This is a genomic window from Oscillibacter acetigenes, from assembly GCF_025567605.1.
Taxonomy (GTDB): Bacteria; Bacillota; Clostridia; order Oscillospirales; family Oscillospiraceae; genus Oscillibacter; species Oscillibacter welbionis.
The window spans coordinates 13,525-28,777 of sequence record NZ_JAOQKG010000004.1; the positions used below are offsets into that span (position 1 = coordinate 13,525).

A 15,253-nucleotide genomic window follows, 5' to 3' on the forward strand; every position below is an offset into this window, starting at 1 on the left:
AGCTTGAATCATCGACTGTGAATCCGCCGTAATTATGCTTTTTGACCCGTAAAATTTAGAGTAGTTCTGACACAAGCACATTGACACAGTAAAGTTTGGTGAGCAGGTATTGTTTGGGCCAGAAGGGAAAGAGGCTTGGGGGAGGGGAAGGCCGAGCCGCCCGCAGGGCGTTGAGGCCCCATTCCCCTCCCCCAAACCAAAAGTTGACATATAGAAAAGGGGTTAGGGCCAGCGCCCTAACCCCTCAAATCATTTGTCCCGTTTCTTGAGCATGGACACATACACTGCAATAGCGGCACTGGCACCTTTCAGGAACAGAGTTATGGCATCCATGATGATAGCGGGAATCATTTTGCGGTGCAGACTTCGGTGAAGCAGAAAGCGATCATGGTGATAACAAATCCAACCAAGAACCAAATCACTGCGGGTTCCTCCTTTCAAACGTCTAATTTCAAATGGCTTTCAATGGCATCCTCCAACTCCTTCTGCTGGATGCCGATGTAGCGCTGTGTCACGGCAGCGCTGCTGTGCTGCAGGAGCTGCTGGACCAACGCAATATTGTAGTTGCTGTTTTTGTAAATCTCCGTTGCGTAATACTTTCGGAAGCTATGTGTGCTGATACCGGAGAAACCCAAATAGTCGCAGACGGTTTTCAGATGCTTCTGTACCGACCGTTCCGTGACCGGGAATATGAGATCATTGCTCCCAATGCCATTATCCAGACAGTAGCATCGGATAAACTGATACAGCGCCAGAGGAACGGTAAACACACGGGCCTTTCCGGTTTTCTGCTCTATGATGGCAAGACGATAGCGGTTGCCGTCCTTGACAATATCGCACAGGCGAAGCTGAACAATGTCCGAGATGCGCAAACCCAAGTTTGCTTCCAGCATGAGTGCCGTTGCCGCCCGTGGGTTCGGACGGCATCCGGTGAAGCCCTGCTTCATGGTTGAGATGATTTCCTTGTATTGCTCCGTGGTCAGAGCCACGGTTCGCTTGTTCATTTTGCACCTCCAATCCAGTCTGAAATACGAATTATCGTCCTGGGAAATACGAACTTTTAAGGCCAATCCGCTGAAAGCCTTGAAAACACTGGATTTTGGTAGTCGTATTTCTACAATTTAACGAACAATCACAAATTTCTCAGCACAAAGATGGCATCGCCGCCGATACGCAGAAAAGTTTCCGGGAAGCGGAACCGCTCCTTGTATCGCTCGATCTGCTCCTTGGATAGAGATGTGAAATTCCGATGCCCGGGTGGGGCGGCGCAGACAAAGAAGCTGCCGAAGATGATATCCCCTATTTCGTGAATAGAGCGGCACATGGGCAGATTCATCAGTTTGCCATCATCGTTGCAAATCAGAGCCACAGGTTCGTCAAAGGGATAGATGGCCTGAATCGTCCCACCAACAGCTTCCTGCATGGAATCCAGAGTGCCGGAGATGTTCTTTTCCTTCGGTGCCTTGCCGGGTTCGACCATGAGAATTTTCATGTCATACCTCCATCGTGTAAAAGCATTCTTCGATTTCTTCCGGGGTAAACCCATCGTTCAGCAGATCATCAATATCGTCGGGAGCATATCCGAAGGCTCTGGCTACCGATTTCAGTTCGGACACATAGCTGTCATAAGCGGTATCGTTGTCCCAGAGGGAAAAGCGGTAGGGCCAGCCAAAGTAACTGCGGCTGCGGAAAAGATGGGAGGTATCGAAAATGCTCCGGGTAATACGGCCAAAGCGGTCAATACGGACGATCTCCCCGGAGTCGATATTGACCTCCTGCGGTTTACCCAGCTTGAGCCGGATGCCCTGTAAGGCCCGTTTCAGGATGTCCTCGGTGGATGCGTAGAGGTACAGCCCTAACTTGGGCCAGTGGTACAGGCAGAGGGGATTGTTTCCCTTCACGATATACAGGTTGTCCGTATTGTCCGTTACCGTGAATGTAAAGGTTCCTTCCACGGCTTCGGCCATCTGTTTCAGGCTTGCAAAGGACAGTTCTCCGGATCGCTCGATCAGCTGGACAGCTACATAGCTGTCGGTTTCGATTTTTGTGGAAGGAAGTTTCCTCTGCCTCCGAAGTTCATGGTCATTGTGGAGAATGCCGTTGTGGGCCAGAGCGAAAGGAACCCCACCTGCACGGCCACTGAACGGATGATTATTGTGGTTGTGTTTCTCACAGCCTTGCGTGGTCATTCTTGTGTGGCCCATGACATAATTGGTGTCCTTTGGAATACGCAATCGAAGGTGGTGAGCAGGAAGTGGACGCTTATAGATCTGCAATCCGTTATCGGTGTTATAGGCGATTCCGGTGGCATCGGTGCCACGGGCCTCACAGACGGTAGAAAGCACCGCCAGAATGTGGTTTTTCTGAGCAGCAGTCAGAGAGTGGCCGTAATCTAAAAGTCCGAATAAGCAGCACATATCAGACCTCCTCAGACACAGCAACAGGTTCATTGAGGTACAGGCGGCGTTCCTTGAGATACTGGATCAGCTCCGGCTCAGTAACACCGGACACAAACTCACTCCACGACATGGCTCTGAGTTCATCATCGGACATACAAATCGCCACGTCGCAGATTCGGTTGACCATCTGCAGCGTGGCGATCAGCGTATTGTATTTCAGAGTGCCCCGGAAGATCCGGAACTCAATGGTATCCTCATTGGTCAGATTGACGCAGGTATAGCGGTTACACCGGCCTTTCTTGACATGCTCCATCATTTCGGTGGGATGATCCTTGTAGCCGTACCGGGCGGCCCAGCGCTCCAACTGGCGCTGAGTACGGCGGCTGAATTTCAGAAGCTCATTCCAGTGACGCTCCACAAAGAACAACACACGTGCAATGGCGCTGTCCTGCTCCACCGCAAATGCACCGAAGGCCTCCCGGCTCACATGGACATGCAGACCACAGGTGTTGGCCTGATGGGAGCGGTAGCCCTGTCGCACGGCCTCCGCCATGACCTCTACCCAGGGCATCTTTGTCAGCTGATATTCAAGCGACATAGGATGGGTCACGAGTTCAAGCCCTTCATCCAGACTGCCATCATGCTTGATATAGATATTCTCAGTATCCCGGTTGGCTACGTTCAACAGTTTCTTAGCTTTGGACTCATACTCGCCGCCCTCGTCGATCTCAAGCTCCACGCCGAAAAAGCGGGGGCCATTGCCGTAGAAGTTGGGTGCAGGGCGGTAGCTGTACTCGTGGATGATCCGACTGTCCAGCATATCATGGCAGGACTCACAGTACGGCTCATCATCGTCCCCGAAATAGAAAGCGTTGTTTTCGTGAAGCAGACGGCCGCAGCGGGAGCAGTGAACATAGTTTCTTTCATAACAGCTGCCGCAGAGGATCAAATCGCCGCTGCCCTCATTGTTGTCGTTCCAAATGCGCCTTCCGCAGTCTTCGCACACCGAAGTCTCCGTTTCGAGACAGGCGGGACAAAGGAACTCGCCATCGAACTCCGTCAGCTCTGTTCGGGGAAATTCATGCCCACAATGGGAACATACTTCCTTGGTTTTCATAGTCAATTACCTCCATAAACAAAATTTGCCCGAGGCTGTTTCGCCTCGGGCTTTATACATGGAGATAATATATCATTCAATTATTCATCTATCCGTTTCGCTCTGCTTTGCTTTTAAAAAATCAATAAATTTGTCTACGCACATTCGGTTTTCCTGTGTTAAAGTCTCCCACCGGGCCAAATACTCTTTTTGCGGAAAAGTCATTAGGGCTACTGATTCGTCCTCGGCAAAAAATTGCGATAGAGAAATATTAAAGCCTTTACATATCTTTTCGAGAGTAGGAATAGACGGAATAGTCCCTTTGTTCAACATAGCGCTCAAGGTGGAGTAGGTAATATCGCTTTCTTTGGCCAATCGATAATACGTCCAAGAATACGCATTGCACAGATCCTTTATTCGCTTTGTTACATCAAATTTAAGCACGAGGCACATCCTCCCTCACGAGGGGTTTTTATTATTGTACCCTGCACATCGCAAAATCGTTAGATTACAAATATCGTCATAAATCATTGAATTTATGACGATATTACGCTATACTTATCTGACAAGAAACTTGCAAAGGGGATCGCATTATGTTTTGCTATAATTGCGGAAAAGAGTTAAACGATGACTTCAATCTTTGCCCTTATTGTGGCGCAGATATAACACGATATTCTGACGAAACTGCCGATAAAGCCAAAGAATATATAGTAGAACCAGATGTAAAGTTTGAATTACTTGGTCGAGAACTTTTCTTTTCTCCTCGTTTTTTGGAGTACAATACACTGAGAAAGCGTTTTTTTGAAAAGGCCGAAAGTCTTGAAGAGGAATATATCAAGTTTTACAAGAGCCGAAAGCACACATTTGTGGGCCTTTTCGATGAAGAAATCCCCGAGGTTGTTCAAAAGGTCACCTCTGCCGTTCGTTTCGGTGTTGACGTTCTTATGGAATACGGCATTGATGACATTGATGACACCATGTTGGCAAACATGGTGGTCCAGAGTGGCAACATCAAAGAGTCTCTGGGATACATATATGCAAAAGCTGGGGAAATTCAGCGCTATGCAGAAAATTTGGGAGACTATAGAGATATAAAAAAAGCAAGCAGAGGTCATTGGGAAGGTGGCGGGTTTGGTGTCACCGGAGCGGTCAAAGGTGCAATTGTTGCAGGAGCATTCAACATTGGTGCAGGGGCATTTCATGGTATCGGGGATACCCTTACGAAAGCAAGCGACAAAGCAAAGATAAGTGGTATGAAACAGGAGCTTGCTATTGATCCAAGAGTGGCAACGTGCCTCTTTGATACCGTTTACGATTTCAGCACAAAAGTGTTTTATTGTGTAGAAAAACTGCTGATTGAAAATGATCTCATTGATGAATATGATTTCGATGAAGCTGCCGCAAATGCAAGGGCTAAAAACTATATTGCAAGAATTGCATCACAGGCATCCGCTGAAAATGTTGAAAAAGCTATAGATATCTTATGCGATTGCATACAACAGGCGCCATATTCCACCATTCTTTACGTTCACCTCTATAATCTTTTTACCGGGAGGAAATCGGATATTCATTCTGCGGCCAAGTTCTTTGGTAACGAGAGAAATTATAAATTATCCCTTCTGAGCGCAGACAAAAAGATTGTTGACTCAATAAAGACCGAACCAGAGAAAACAGTTGAGGAAATCCGGAAAAAGATAGAAAGTTATGAAACGCTCGCAAGGGATAATCCGTACTTGAATGTAGCCACCTATGTCAAAGCTTTGGAAAAGAAAGCAATAGAGATAGAAAAAGAAGCTGAAAGAACGAGCAAGGCACAAGCACTGGAAAAGCAGATCAAGGGAAAGCAGAAAGAACTTGCCGAGATGATAATCGCAGGAAAGGAAAATCTGCTGTGGGATATGGCTGAATGTGATGATTTGGAGGCCATGATTACCTTAAAACTCTACTACTATAAGCTATCTAATCCAGCTTGTGGAGAACAGTATGCCGTTCGTGAAAAGATGACTTCATTGATACAGCGTGCAAACAGTGGCAATAAATTTGCGGAATACTTAGTTGCCTTTCTTATGCACACAGTTTTAGATTATACCCCTTGGAGATGGCAATCCGTAGGACACAAAGAAGATAAGAGTAAATACTTCCGTGAAGCCAAAATATTTGCCGATGCCGGTAATATTTTAGCGATTGGAGATATTGGTAGATGGATGTGTGCAATTAACGACTCCGAACAGGGTATCGAAATGATAAAGATGGCCGCCGAAAAATTGGAGCCCTTTGCGGCGCTCAAATTAGGTAATTACTATAGAGAAGGGAGCAAAGCACTAAATATTCCACAGAACCCCAGTATGTCACATTACTTTTCAACCATTGCTTTTGCATACGGATTATCTGAGAACGCAAAAACTGTAGCTGGTCCATTGGCAACGGCTGCCGAAAAGGCTACTGCGGAAAATATTCAAATGAAGGTTCAATCCGAGGCTGAAGAAACATCTGATGAAAAAAAGTCTTCGACGTCTATAGGAACAGTAGGCCCAGCCTCAATTGAGGCCCAGTCTGCTGTTGGAATGGATAAAAAGCCATTAGAAATTTCAGATGTTTCCCCATGTCCCAAAGCAGGCGAAAAAACGCAAACCACTAATGTAGCGGAAGAAGCCAAGGCGGAACCAGTTCAGTCCAAGGAAGCTGAACAACAATCTAAAACAAACGCCTCTTTTGTTGGTAATACTGCAAACAAAAAAACTCCGTCAAATTCCGCTATCAAAAAAACTCAGAGTAAAACAATGGCTCCAAAGAGCAAGGCGGTGGCCGGACTGCTAACCCTTTTTCTGGGACTTGTAGGCGCACAATGGTTTTATCTCAATAAACCTGTAAGAGCAATAGTTTATTTGGCTATTACACTTTTGGGTATATTCGTCGTTCCAGGTGCAGTATCTTTTTGGCAGTTATTTTTGTTCGGCGAGTCTATATTCTTCTTTGTCGCAAAAGCAGCCAAAGTCGAAAAATATTCTAAACGTGCCATTAAACACAAAAAACAAGTGAGCAAAGAATAATCAAACAAGTGAGAGTGACGAGAACACAAAAAGTCTCGTCACTCTCACTTGCTATTTCATTCTGTGGAAGATGGCTTAATGAGTGTGGAAAGAGGGATGTTTAGACTGTTGCTCCCTACAGAAATCTTGCAATAAAGTTCCAAATCACCTCTACCATAGTATGGGGTTTTAGCATCTGGGAGATATGTAATTTTGATACCTCTATCCATACAAGGATTGCCCCACCGGGATTTTCCCCAATAGGTAGTCTTACAGATATCTCCGACGTTCCATTCACAGTTATGATCTAAAAGCCAGTGGTCATAGCAAAAGTTGCGGATATTTCCGCTCGAATCTGCCAGTTCAAATGTTTCCCAATATATCTCGTCAAATTGGGGCGAAATATGAAACACCCTCTTTTTTGCGTGGGGAGTCATAACTGAATAGCTGTCCCGCAGGGAAACCGGGAGTGAATCTGCTGGTATGATGCCGTCTGCTTCTTTCTGGTGCATGATGATGGTATAGAACTCTTTTCCAACAGGTAATTCGGACTGCTTACAGGCCAACAGCGCAGAGCGGAAAAGAGAATGTTCCTTGCCATTGACCTCAAAGGAGCGGGAGCACCCCCAAAAAAGATTCCAGCACTTGCAATACACGCCAGCGCTGCCGATATTCACAAATGTAGATACTGGAATGGCCCCCAAAGGAAATGCGTAGTTCCCATCGTCATAGACAGTGCCGTCAGAGAGCACTTCCACGGAATAGCAATCGTAGGCCATATGAACATCCATCAGCCCGGTATATTCTTTGGACGGATCACCAAAGGCGGGTTCTGGGACAAAAGGCGTGTTGATCTGCTTGGTGTACTGCTCGCTAAATTTGCTTAGGCAAAGCTCGGTTTCCTGATAGACAGGATAATTGCCGTAAAGAAGTCCGTAGTCATAGAGGTGTTCATTGGAGAAAATATCGCTTTCATACAAATCAAAATATTCCGTGTAAACCTCGCTCAGATCTACAGCAATTATGATGATACGGACAGGAGCATACCGACATAGAAAGTCCTTGGAGTCCTTTACAAGCAGTCCAGCAGGCAAACAGGCGCAATCAAATATCTTGGGTGCATTCGGGTTGGTAATACTGATGGGAATTCCGGCTCCCCATATCTTTTTGCATCGTTCAATGGACAGCCGCTTGCAATAAGCTAAAGCCTTGTCTATGCTGGAAAAAGTGTGGTCATTAACTTGGTAGGAGCACCCTTCCGGAATAACGACCTTATCCAAATACTTGATTTGGTCATTCGACAGGTTCAGGCGATCTCGATGGTGCTTTTTCCTTTCTTTGGCTTTTGTTCGGGCTTCATGTATGTAATAGCCAATGTGGGAGAATTTCTTGAGGGATAATAATATATTCATAGGCTGTTCCTTTCAGTGTATTAAGGAAAAACAGCGGCGGAGTCGTGCCACAATCACGAACATCCGCCGCCTAACCGGACCTGTTGACAACATAGGCAGGAGAATAAGCCGATGGTTGCGCAACGGATCAGACTGATTAGAGAATAGCACACGGCATGGACAATAAATGTCCTTATCTTTCGCTCCACAGATTTTTTGAGATTTTTGTGCGTAATAAAGGAACATCATGGTAAATCAATCTGAAAAAGGAGAGAAAAACCATGATGAGTCCTGAAATTGAACGTGAAATGATTCGCCGCCACCGTAACGGCACGATTCGCTTCGATCACGAAGGTGAGTTTTGGCGGGACGATGAAAAGCGAACTGTAAAAATGATGTTTGAAGAAGGCTACGGCATTTCTGAAATCGCCTTTGCTGTTGGCAGATCAGAGCCGGCAGTCATGCAGCAAATTGAGAAAATGGATCTCTACCAAAGGACGCTGAACCCCAAGCGCCACAAGTCGCCGCCCAAGGCTCCTACTTGTTTATGTGACTCCTGCTCGCTTGATTTGAGCGCTTGTCCCCGCTGTGAAGCCCATCTTTCGGTGCAGGAGGTGGAATGAATGTTAGAGGAATATCCTGATATTCTGACAGTAGAAGAAGCCTGTGAAGCCCTGAGAATGGGCTACAATGCTATGTACGATCTCCTAAACAGCGGTAAGCTCAAGGGGTTTCGGAATGGCCGTGTATGGCGTATTCCAAAGCTGGCTATCAAGGAATACATATTGGAAAGCGCCAGAATCAAAGTAAAAGAGGAACGTGTCCGGTGACACGTTCCTTGCTGTTTCTTTAAGAATATGCTATAATTTGAAAAAACCTGTAGAAAGGTTGGCATCCTTATATGAAACTCAAAGAAATTCATCTGAAAAAGTTTAAACGTTTCACAGATTTGACTATAACAGCTATTCCCTCAAGTGCTCGATTGGTTGTACTTGTTGGACCGAATGGATGTGGTAAGAGTTCCGTTTTTGATGCATTTAAGGTTTGGCAATTGTGGAAAGGATATACCGGCCTCCCCACAGACCAAAGCTACTGCAATAAAACTCCAGTAGGGCAAGATGGTTATGAAAATTCAAACAAATTAGTTGATTTATCATTTTATGATTATGATGGTGAGGATACCAATAAAAACCATTCGATTTTCTATTTTCGAACCGCGTATCGGAATGACCCTTCTCTAGCTATCAAAGGTATATCGGCGGTGGAAGCGCCTACAGCAATTGCAAATAAAAACATGATGATAGAGAACGATCAGGAGGTTGCGAAAAACTACCATCGTTTGATTTCTAAGACGCTTGAATGTGTATATGATACATCATACAACGAGAAATCGGTAGCCACACTACGTGATGAATTAATCGGAAAAATTCGAGAATCTCTAACTCGCCTTTTTGGTGACTTAACTCTTTCTGGTGTGGGAAATCCCACAGAAAATGGCGACTTCCTTTTTGACAAAGGGGTTTCCAAAAATTACTCCTATAAAAATCTCTCTGGAGGAGAAAAAGCGGCGTTTGATTTGATATTAGACTTGGTCATTAAGCAAAAATACTATCCAGACACCATTTTCTGTATCGACGAGCCAGAGGCCCATATGCATACAGCATTACAGGAAAAACTCTTAGGTGAACTTTACACTCTGATCGGAGCAAATGGTCAGTTATGGATTGCTACGCATTCACTTGGTATGCTAAATAAAGCCAAAGAACTTGAAGCCGAATGTCCGGGAAGTGTTGCATTCTTAAATTTTGATGGATTTGATTTTGATGATGTAGTTCAGATTATGCCTTCTCCCGTTTCACATAATTTGTGGAATAGAATTCTATCTTTGACTTTAGAAAATTACTCTACCTTACTTGCCCCGGAAACAGTAGTGTTCTGCGAAGGGACTACTAGGGGCAGGAAACGGAAAGACTTTGATGCAAAGTGCTATGCAAATATTTTCAGCACAACTCACCCGAGCACTGTGTTCTACTCATTAGGAGGCTGCAACGACATCGAGGAAGACAAACTAAAGGTAATTGGGCTAACACAAGCTATTGTCCCGAACACCAATGTCATTCGAATTATTGATCGAGATGATCGAAGTGAAAATGAAGTAGAAGAACTTTCTGAAAAGGGAATTAAGGTGCTGGATAGGCGTCACCTTGAATCCTATTTACTGGACGATGAAATAATCAAAAAATGGTGCGCTACAGTTGGGAAAGCAGAGTTGGAAAATAGTGCCCTTACAATAAAGCAACAGGCGATAAATGCTAGCATTAGTCGAGGAAATGCCACGGATGATATTAAATCTGCTAGCAACGATATAGTAACCAACATCAAAAAGTTGCTTGGACTTACAGCGTGTGGAAATAATGGTGAAGCAATTATTCGTGACACAATTACACCATTAATAACACCGGATACCCAAGTATATCAACAACTAGAACGGCTGATTTTTGGTTGATGCTTATGGTGCCCAAATGGTGCCCTCACTCGTTTTGATGCTACATGAATATTCCTCTGCATCAGAGAAAAAGGTGCGACTTTTGAGCAAAACAACACATTTTAATTGACCTAGAACGGCTCGATGTGGCGGTATGGGATTCTGTTTATCCTTCGAAATCAGTTTGCGAGCAATCGCACGAGGGTTCGAATCCCTCCCGCTGCGCCAAAATGAATGACCCTGCCTGATTTGGGCGAATGCTTGGCGTTATTTTGGGTCAGGCAGGGTTATTTTAAGTATGAACCCCTTGCATTGCAAGGGGTTCATACTTTCTTGTATTAAGCACCTATGCTACCGGCAAAGTACAAAACATTGAAATGATAGAGGTCAAATTCCTGTTATGCCACTGAAATATGGTCCAAAAAAGAATTTTCTAAGGCAGAAGATATGATTTGTGAACTTGGCCTGAAATAAGTGTGATTTGCGGCACAAGGATTCCCTATACCTGCGGTTAATTTGAATGTCTGCATCCTTCTTCCCTGTTCTTCGTATGCCAATCCTCAGCCATAGGAGATCTGATGGATTTTTCAGAAGAGGTTGAGAACATCTGCGGGTTCTGATATAATGGAAGAAACAGATGTTCGACAGGGAGGACGCCACGATGACCGATTTGCTCTCCGGCCTCAACGCTGCCCAGCGCCAGGCTGTGACCGAAACCGAAGGATTTGTCCGTGTCATTGCCGGAGCCGGCTCCGGCAAGACAAGGGCGCTCTCCCATCGTTTTGCCTTTCTGGTGAACGAGCTGGGCATCCTGCCGGGAAATATCCTCTGCGTCACCTTCACCAACAAATCCGCAAATGAGATGCGCCAGCGCATCCACATCCTCACCGGCGACAATGACACGGGCTATATCAACACCTTCCACGGTTTCTGCGTCTCCGTGCTCCAGGAGGACAGCTACGCCGTCCAGTATCCCAAAAGCTTTCTGGTGCTGGACAACGCGGACATCGACGCTATGCTCCAAATCATCTACGAGGAGCGGGGATTGACGCTGCGGGATATGACCTTCTCCGCAGCCCGGGACATGGTCGAGATGCAGAAGCTGTTCAAGCGTCCGGACTACTATCTGGATATGATCGCCATGCCTCTGGACACGCTGAAGGAGAAGTATGACCAGGCGGACACCCCGGCAGACATCATTTTCTACGGCTATCTGTATCAGGAGAAGAAGTGTTTCGGACTGGATTATAACGACCTGATCAAGTTCTCCCTGTATATTTTCCAGCAGCATCCTGACATTCGGCTCAAGTGGCAGCAGCGGCTGGAGTACATCATGATCGACGAGTTCCAGGATATCGACCAGCTTCAGTACGAGCTGATGGAGGTTCTGTGTGGTTACCACAAGAACCTCTTCATCGTGGGAGACCCGGACCAGACCATCTACACCTGGCGGGGCGCCGACGTGAAGTACCTGCTGGACTTTGACAAGAAGTTTCCGGGGACAAAAACGATTCTAATGATGGAGAACTACCGCTCTGCGCCGGAGATTCTCTCTGCCGCGAATTCCCTGATCGACAAGAACCGGACTCGTATCAAAAAGGAATTGCAGCCCACGCTGCCCTCCGGCAGTCCGGTCATCTGCCACTTCGCGCAGACCCAGGAGGCGGAGGCCGAATGGATAGCGGGGGAGATGAAGGAGCTTCACGAGGCGGGCACGCCATACCGGGACATGACGGTGCTCTACCGGGCCCACTATGTGACCCGGGCGGTGGAGGAAGTCCTGCTGGGAGAGAAGATCCCCTATACGATTTACAGCGGCGTCCAGTTCTTTGACCGTATGGAAATCAAGGACGCCCTCTCGTACTTGCGGATGATTGCCTACAAGGACGACCTTTCCTTCCGGCGGATCGTCAACGTCCCCAAGCGGAATCTTGGGAAGCGGCGGATGGCATTTTTGCAGGAGTACGCAGAGAGGCAGGGCCGCTCCCTGTATCAGGCGCTGCAGGACAATCTGGAGGACCCACTTTTCAAAGGAACAGGCGCCGGAAGGTTTGTCGGCCTGATAGAGTCCTTTGCCGCCGGATATGGGGGGAGACCGGTGTCCGAGGTGCTTTCGGCCCTCCTCAATGAGAGCGGCTACGAGAAGATGCTCCGCACCGAGGGCAGCCAGGAACGGCTGGACAATCTGGCGGAGCTGAAGCAGTCGGTATATGAGTACGAGACCACCTGCGGGGAGGAGGTCACCCTGGAGCACTATCTGGCCCATGTGGCTCTGTTCACCAATGCCGACACGGCGGAGCAGGGAGACAAGGTGAGGCTGATGACCGTTCACGCCGCCAAGGGCCTGGAATTTCCCTATGTGTTCCTCTGCGGCATGAATGAGGGGATCTTCCCCTCCCGGAAGGTGCGGACGCAGCAGGCCATGGAGGAGGAGCGGCGGCTGGCGTTTGTGGCGCTGACACGGGCGGAGAAGGGACTGTACATCTCCGAGGCAGACGGACGGAACTTCGACGGCACCCCCCGGTATCCCTCCCGCTTTCTTCTGGACATCGACCGCAATCTCCTGGCCTTCACCCGGCCGCCGGAGGAGGGCTTGATCCGGGCGGCCCGGGACTATATCGGCCACAGCCAGACCTATCTGCCGGAGACCGACGGGAACATGGCATTCTCCGTGGGGCAGCGGGTGAAGCATATTCTGTTCGGCTCCGGTACGGTGCTGGATGTGGACATGGACAAGGGTGCTCATGTGGTACAGTTCGATGAGATGGAGACGCCCCGAAAGATATCCTTCCGGGCGAAGCTGGAACGGATTTGACAAATCCTGGGAGGGATGGACGGGGGCTCCTGCTGCAATGCCGATCATTGGGGGGCCCGGGTGGAAGGAGCCCTGCCTCCAAAGCAAACCAGGCTCTCCGGAAAGGGAAACAGCTCCCGCTTTTCAAAGGAATGGCTTGAAAAGCGGGAGCTGTTCTTTTCGCTTCAGCACGGCGGAGTCTGATTTTCCATACTGTCCAAATCGCAGCCGCCCCCCTCTTCCTGGGATCACGAGGCCTTTTCAAACTGGCTGTTGTACAGGTCAGCGTAGAAGCCGCCTTTGGCCAGGAGTTCCTTGTGCGTGCCTTGCTCGATGATATCGCCGTCCTTCAGCACCAGAATCAGGTCGGCGTTTTTGATGGTGGACAGCCGGTGGGCGATGACAAAGCTGGTGCGGTGCTCCGTCAGCCGGTCCATGGCCTGCTGGGTGATGAGCTCTGTGCGGGTATCCACCGAGGAGGTGGCCTCGTCCAGAATCAGCATGGGATTGCCCTGAATCATGGCCCGGGCGATGGTGAGCAGCTGCTTCTGCCCGGAGGAAATGGCAATGCTGTCATCCAGCACGGTATCAAAGCCGTGGGGCAGGGTTTCGATGAAGTGATAGATGCCGCAGGCCCGGCAGGCCTCCTCCAGCTGCTGGTCCGTGACCCCGGTCTTGTTGTAGACCAGATTTTCCCGGACAGTCCCCTCAAACAGCCAGGTGTCCTGGAGTACCATGCTGAACAGGTCGTGGACGCCCTCCCGGGTCATTTCAGAGGTGGGCACGCCGTCGATTTTGATGTTTCCGCTGTTGATCTCAAAGAAGCGCATCAGCAGATTGACCATCGTGGTCTTGCCCGCTCCGGTGGGACCCACAATAGCCACCTTCTGCCCCGGCTGAATATGGGCAGAGAAGTCCTTGATGATGATCTTATCCGGATGATTCGGATAGCTGAATCGGACGTGTTCAAATTCGACTTCGCCCTGCACAGGAGAGAGTTCGGGGCGCTTGCCGGTCTCATCGGGCAGCTCTTTCTCGTGGAGAAAGTCGAAGACGTGGTCGCCGGCGGCTGCCGCCGTCTGCATCTGGGTCATGCCCTGGGCCAGGGTGCTCAGGGGAGAGGTGAACAGCCGCACATAGAGGATGAACGCAACAATGACGCCGAAGGAGATCTCTCCGCTCATGGCCAGGGCGGAACCCAGGACGCAGACCGCCACATAGCCCAGGTTGCCGATGATAGTCATCAGGGGCTGCATGATGCCGGAGAGGAACTGGCTGCGCCACTCTGCGTCGTACAGAACGGCATTCATCCCGCCGAAGGTCTCTTTTACCTGCTCGTTGGCCCGGGAGAGGCGCACCACGTCGTGGCCGGAGTACATCTCCTCAATATAGCCGTTCAGGGTGCTCAGGTTCTCCTGCCGGGCGGTGAAGTACTTCTGGGACCGGAGCATCACCGCAGCCATGATGAGGAAGCCCAGTGCCGTGACGGCAATGGCTGCCAGCGCCATACGCCACTCAGTGCCAAACATCATCACCAGACAGCCGAGGAATTGGGCCACTGCGCTGATCATGGAGGGCAGGCTGTTGGCCAGGGCCTGCTGCAGAGTACTTACGTCGTTGGTGATGCGGCTGAGGATGTCACCATAAGACACCTTGCTGAAGTAGCTCATGGGCACCCGGTTGATTTTTCGGGACAGGTCCTGCCGCATATCCCGGGACAGCTCCAGGGTGACCGTAGCCATGATGAAGTGCTCCACATAGGTAAAGACGGCACTGAAGCCGTAGATCACCAGCAGGATTACGCCGGTGCGGCCGATGGCGGCCAGATCGATCTCCCCGTCCAGGGCGTCGGAGATGAGGTCCGTGATCCGACTGAGCAGGCTGGGGCCGATGATGGTCAGCACTGCGCCGGCCACGGCGAAGCAAAAGGCCGCAACAGAGGGCGCTTTCAATTTGTTGGAATAGGTGAACAGTTCTCTGAGCACACCGCCGATGCCGCGCCTGCTCTTTCCCGGCGCGCACATTCTGTTCTGCATCATCTTTGGCATCTTGGTTTCCT

Annotated in this window: 12 protein-coding genes and 1 tRNA gene; 6 read left to right on the top strand and 7 right to left on the bottom strand. The window is 48.9% G+C overall.

Annotated elements, in window-relative coordinates; translation table 11 throughout:
- Positions 1–437: 437 nt before the first annotated feature.
- The 5 genes from OCV80_RS08870 to OCV80_RS08890 all read right to left on the bottom strand — a co-directional run bounded on the left by OCV80_RS08870 (position 438) and on the right by OCV80_RS08890 (position 3,939).
- Positions 438–1,004, bottom strand: a complete 567-nt coding sequence (locus OCV80_RS08870; protein WP_119311365.1) for a tyrosine-type recombinase/integrase — start codon at positions 1,002–1,004, stop codon at positions 438–440.
- 128 nt (positions 1,005–1,132) lie between these two features.
- Positions 1,133–1,492 (bottom strand): DUF3846 domain-containing protein, encoded by a 360-nt coding sequence (locus tag OCV80_RS08875; protein WP_119311364.1) that lies wholly within the window; start codon positions 1,490–1,492, stop codon positions 1,133–1,135.
- Between the two features lies 1 nt (position 1,493).
- On the bottom strand, positions 1,494–2,417 hold the full coding sequence (locus tag OCV80_RS08880) for a class II glutamine amidotransferase (protein WP_119311363.1): 924 nt from the start codon (positions 2,415–2,417) through the stop codon (positions 1,494–1,496).
- Between the two features lies 1 nt (position 2,418).
- Positions 2,419–3,516, bottom strand: coding sequence for an amidoligase family protein (locus OCV80_RS08885; protein ID WP_119311362.1), 1,098 nt, complete (start codon positions 3,514–3,516; stop codon positions 2,419–2,421).
- 84 nt (positions 3,517–3,600) lie between these two features.
- Positions 3,601–3,939, bottom strand: a complete 339-nt coding sequence (locus OCV80_RS08890) for a helix-turn-helix domain-containing protein (protein ID WP_158629688.1) — start codon at positions 3,937–3,939, stop codon at positions 3,601–3,603.
- A 149-nt stretch (positions 3,940–4,088) separates the two neighbouring features.
- On the opposite strand from OCV80_RS08890, the gene OCV80_RS08895 reads away from it, so the two are divergent.
- On the top strand, positions 4,089–6,545 hold the full coding sequence (locus OCV80_RS08895) for a zinc-ribbon domain and TM2 domain-containing protein (RefSeq protein WP_119311360.1): 2,457 nt from the start codon (positions 4,089–4,091) through the stop codon (positions 6,543–6,545).
- A gap of 56 nt (positions 6,546–6,601) precedes the next feature.
- Here OCV80_RS08895 and OCV80_RS08900 read toward each other — a convergent pair whose 3' ends face one another.
- Positions 6,602–7,936, bottom strand: a complete 1,335-nt coding sequence (locus OCV80_RS08900; protein ID WP_119311359.1) for a hypothetical protein — start codon at positions 7,934–7,936, stop codon at positions 6,602–6,604.
- Between the two features lie 260 nt (positions 7,937–8,196).
- Between OCV80_RS08900 and OCV80_RS08905 the strand changes: the two genes are divergently transcribed.
- The 5 genes from OCV80_RS08905 (at position 8,197) to OCV80_RS08925 (ending at position 13,215) form a co-directional block, all read left to right on the top strand.
- Positions 8,197–8,538, top strand: a complete 342-nt coding sequence (locus tag OCV80_RS08905; RefSeq protein WP_119311358.1) for a hypothetical protein — start codon at positions 8,197–8,199, stop codon at positions 8,536–8,538.
- Positions 8,539–8,745 carry a helix-turn-helix domain-containing protein gene (locus tag OCV80_RS08910; RefSeq protein WP_119311357.1) on the top strand — a complete coding sequence of 69 codons (207 nt, stop codon included), beginning with the start codon at positions 8,539–8,541 and terminating at the stop codon, positions 8,743–8,745. It begins immediately after the preceding gene.
- Between the two features lie 71 nt (positions 8,746–8,816).
- Positions 8,817–10,421, top strand: a complete 1,605-nt coding sequence (locus tag OCV80_RS08915; protein ID WP_119311356.1) for an AAA family ATPase — start codon at positions 8,817–8,819, stop codon at positions 10,419–10,421.
- 125 nt (positions 10,422–10,546) lie between these two features.
- Positions 10,547–10,628: transfer RNA gene (locus OCV80_RS08920), tRNA-OTHER, on the top strand.
- Between the two features lie 409 nt (positions 10,629–11,037).
- Positions 11,038–13,215 carry a UvrD-helicase domain-containing protein gene (locus tag OCV80_RS08925; RefSeq protein WP_439720398.1) on the top strand — a complete coding sequence of 726 codons (2,178 nt, stop codon included), beginning with the start codon at positions 11,038–11,040 and terminating at the stop codon, positions 13,213–13,215.
- A gap of 227 nt (positions 13,216–13,442) precedes the next feature.
- On the opposite strand, the gene OCV80_RS08930 is transcribed toward OCV80_RS08925, so the two are convergent.
- Positions 13,443–15,242, bottom strand: a complete 1,800-nt coding sequence (locus OCV80_RS08930) for an ABC transporter ATP-binding protein (RefSeq protein ID WP_256264209.1) — start codon at positions 15,240–15,242, stop codon at positions 13,443–13,445.
- Positions 15,243–15,253: the final 11 nt, after the last annotated feature.

Excerpts from the sequence above, each read along its gene's own strand:
- OCV80_RS08910 (WP_119311357.1), top strand. The coding sequence starts at position 8,539 with ATGTTAGAGGAATATCCTGATATTCTGACAGTAGAAGAAGCCTGTGAA.
- OCV80_RS08885 (WP_119311362.1), bottom strand. The coding sequence starts at position 3,516 with ATGAAAACCAAGGAAGTATGTTCCCATTGTGGGCATGAATTTCCCCGA.
- OCV80_RS08925 (WP_439720398.1), top strand. The coding sequence starts at position 11,038 with ATGTTCGACAGGGAGGACGCCACGATGACCGATTTGCTCTCCGGCCTC.
- OCV80_RS08900 (WP_119311359.1), bottom strand. The coding sequence starts at position 7,936 with ATGAATATATTATTATCCCTCAAGAAATTCTCCCACATTGGCTATTAC.
- OCV80_RS08905 (WP_119311358.1), top strand. The coding sequence starts at position 8,197 with ATGATGAGTCCTGAAATTGAACGTGAAATGATTCGCCGCCACCGTAAC.
- OCV80_RS08870 (WP_119311365.1), bottom strand. The coding sequence starts at position 1,004 with ATGAACAAGCGAACCGTGGCTCTGACCACGGAGCAATACAAGGAAATC.
- OCV80_RS08875 (WP_119311364.1), bottom strand. The coding sequence starts at position 1,492 with ATGAAAATTCTCATGGTCGAACCCGGCAAGGCACCGAAGGAAAAGAAC.
- OCV80_RS08895 (WP_119311360.1), top strand. The coding sequence starts at position 4,089 with ATGTTTTGCTATAATTGCGGAAAAGAGTTAAACGATGACTTCAATCTT.
- OCV80_RS08915 (WP_119311356.1), top strand. The coding sequence starts at position 8,817 with ATGAAACTCAAAGAAATTCATCTGAAAAAGTTTAAACGTTTCACAGAT.
- OCV80_RS08880 (WP_119311363.1), bottom strand. The coding sequence starts at position 2,417 with ATGTGCTGCTTATTCGGACTTTTAGATTACGGCCACTCTCTGACTGCT.
- OCV80_RS08930 (WP_256264209.1), bottom strand. The coding sequence starts at position 15,242 with ATGCCAAAGATGATGCAGAACAGAATGTGCGCGCCGGGAAAGAGCAGG.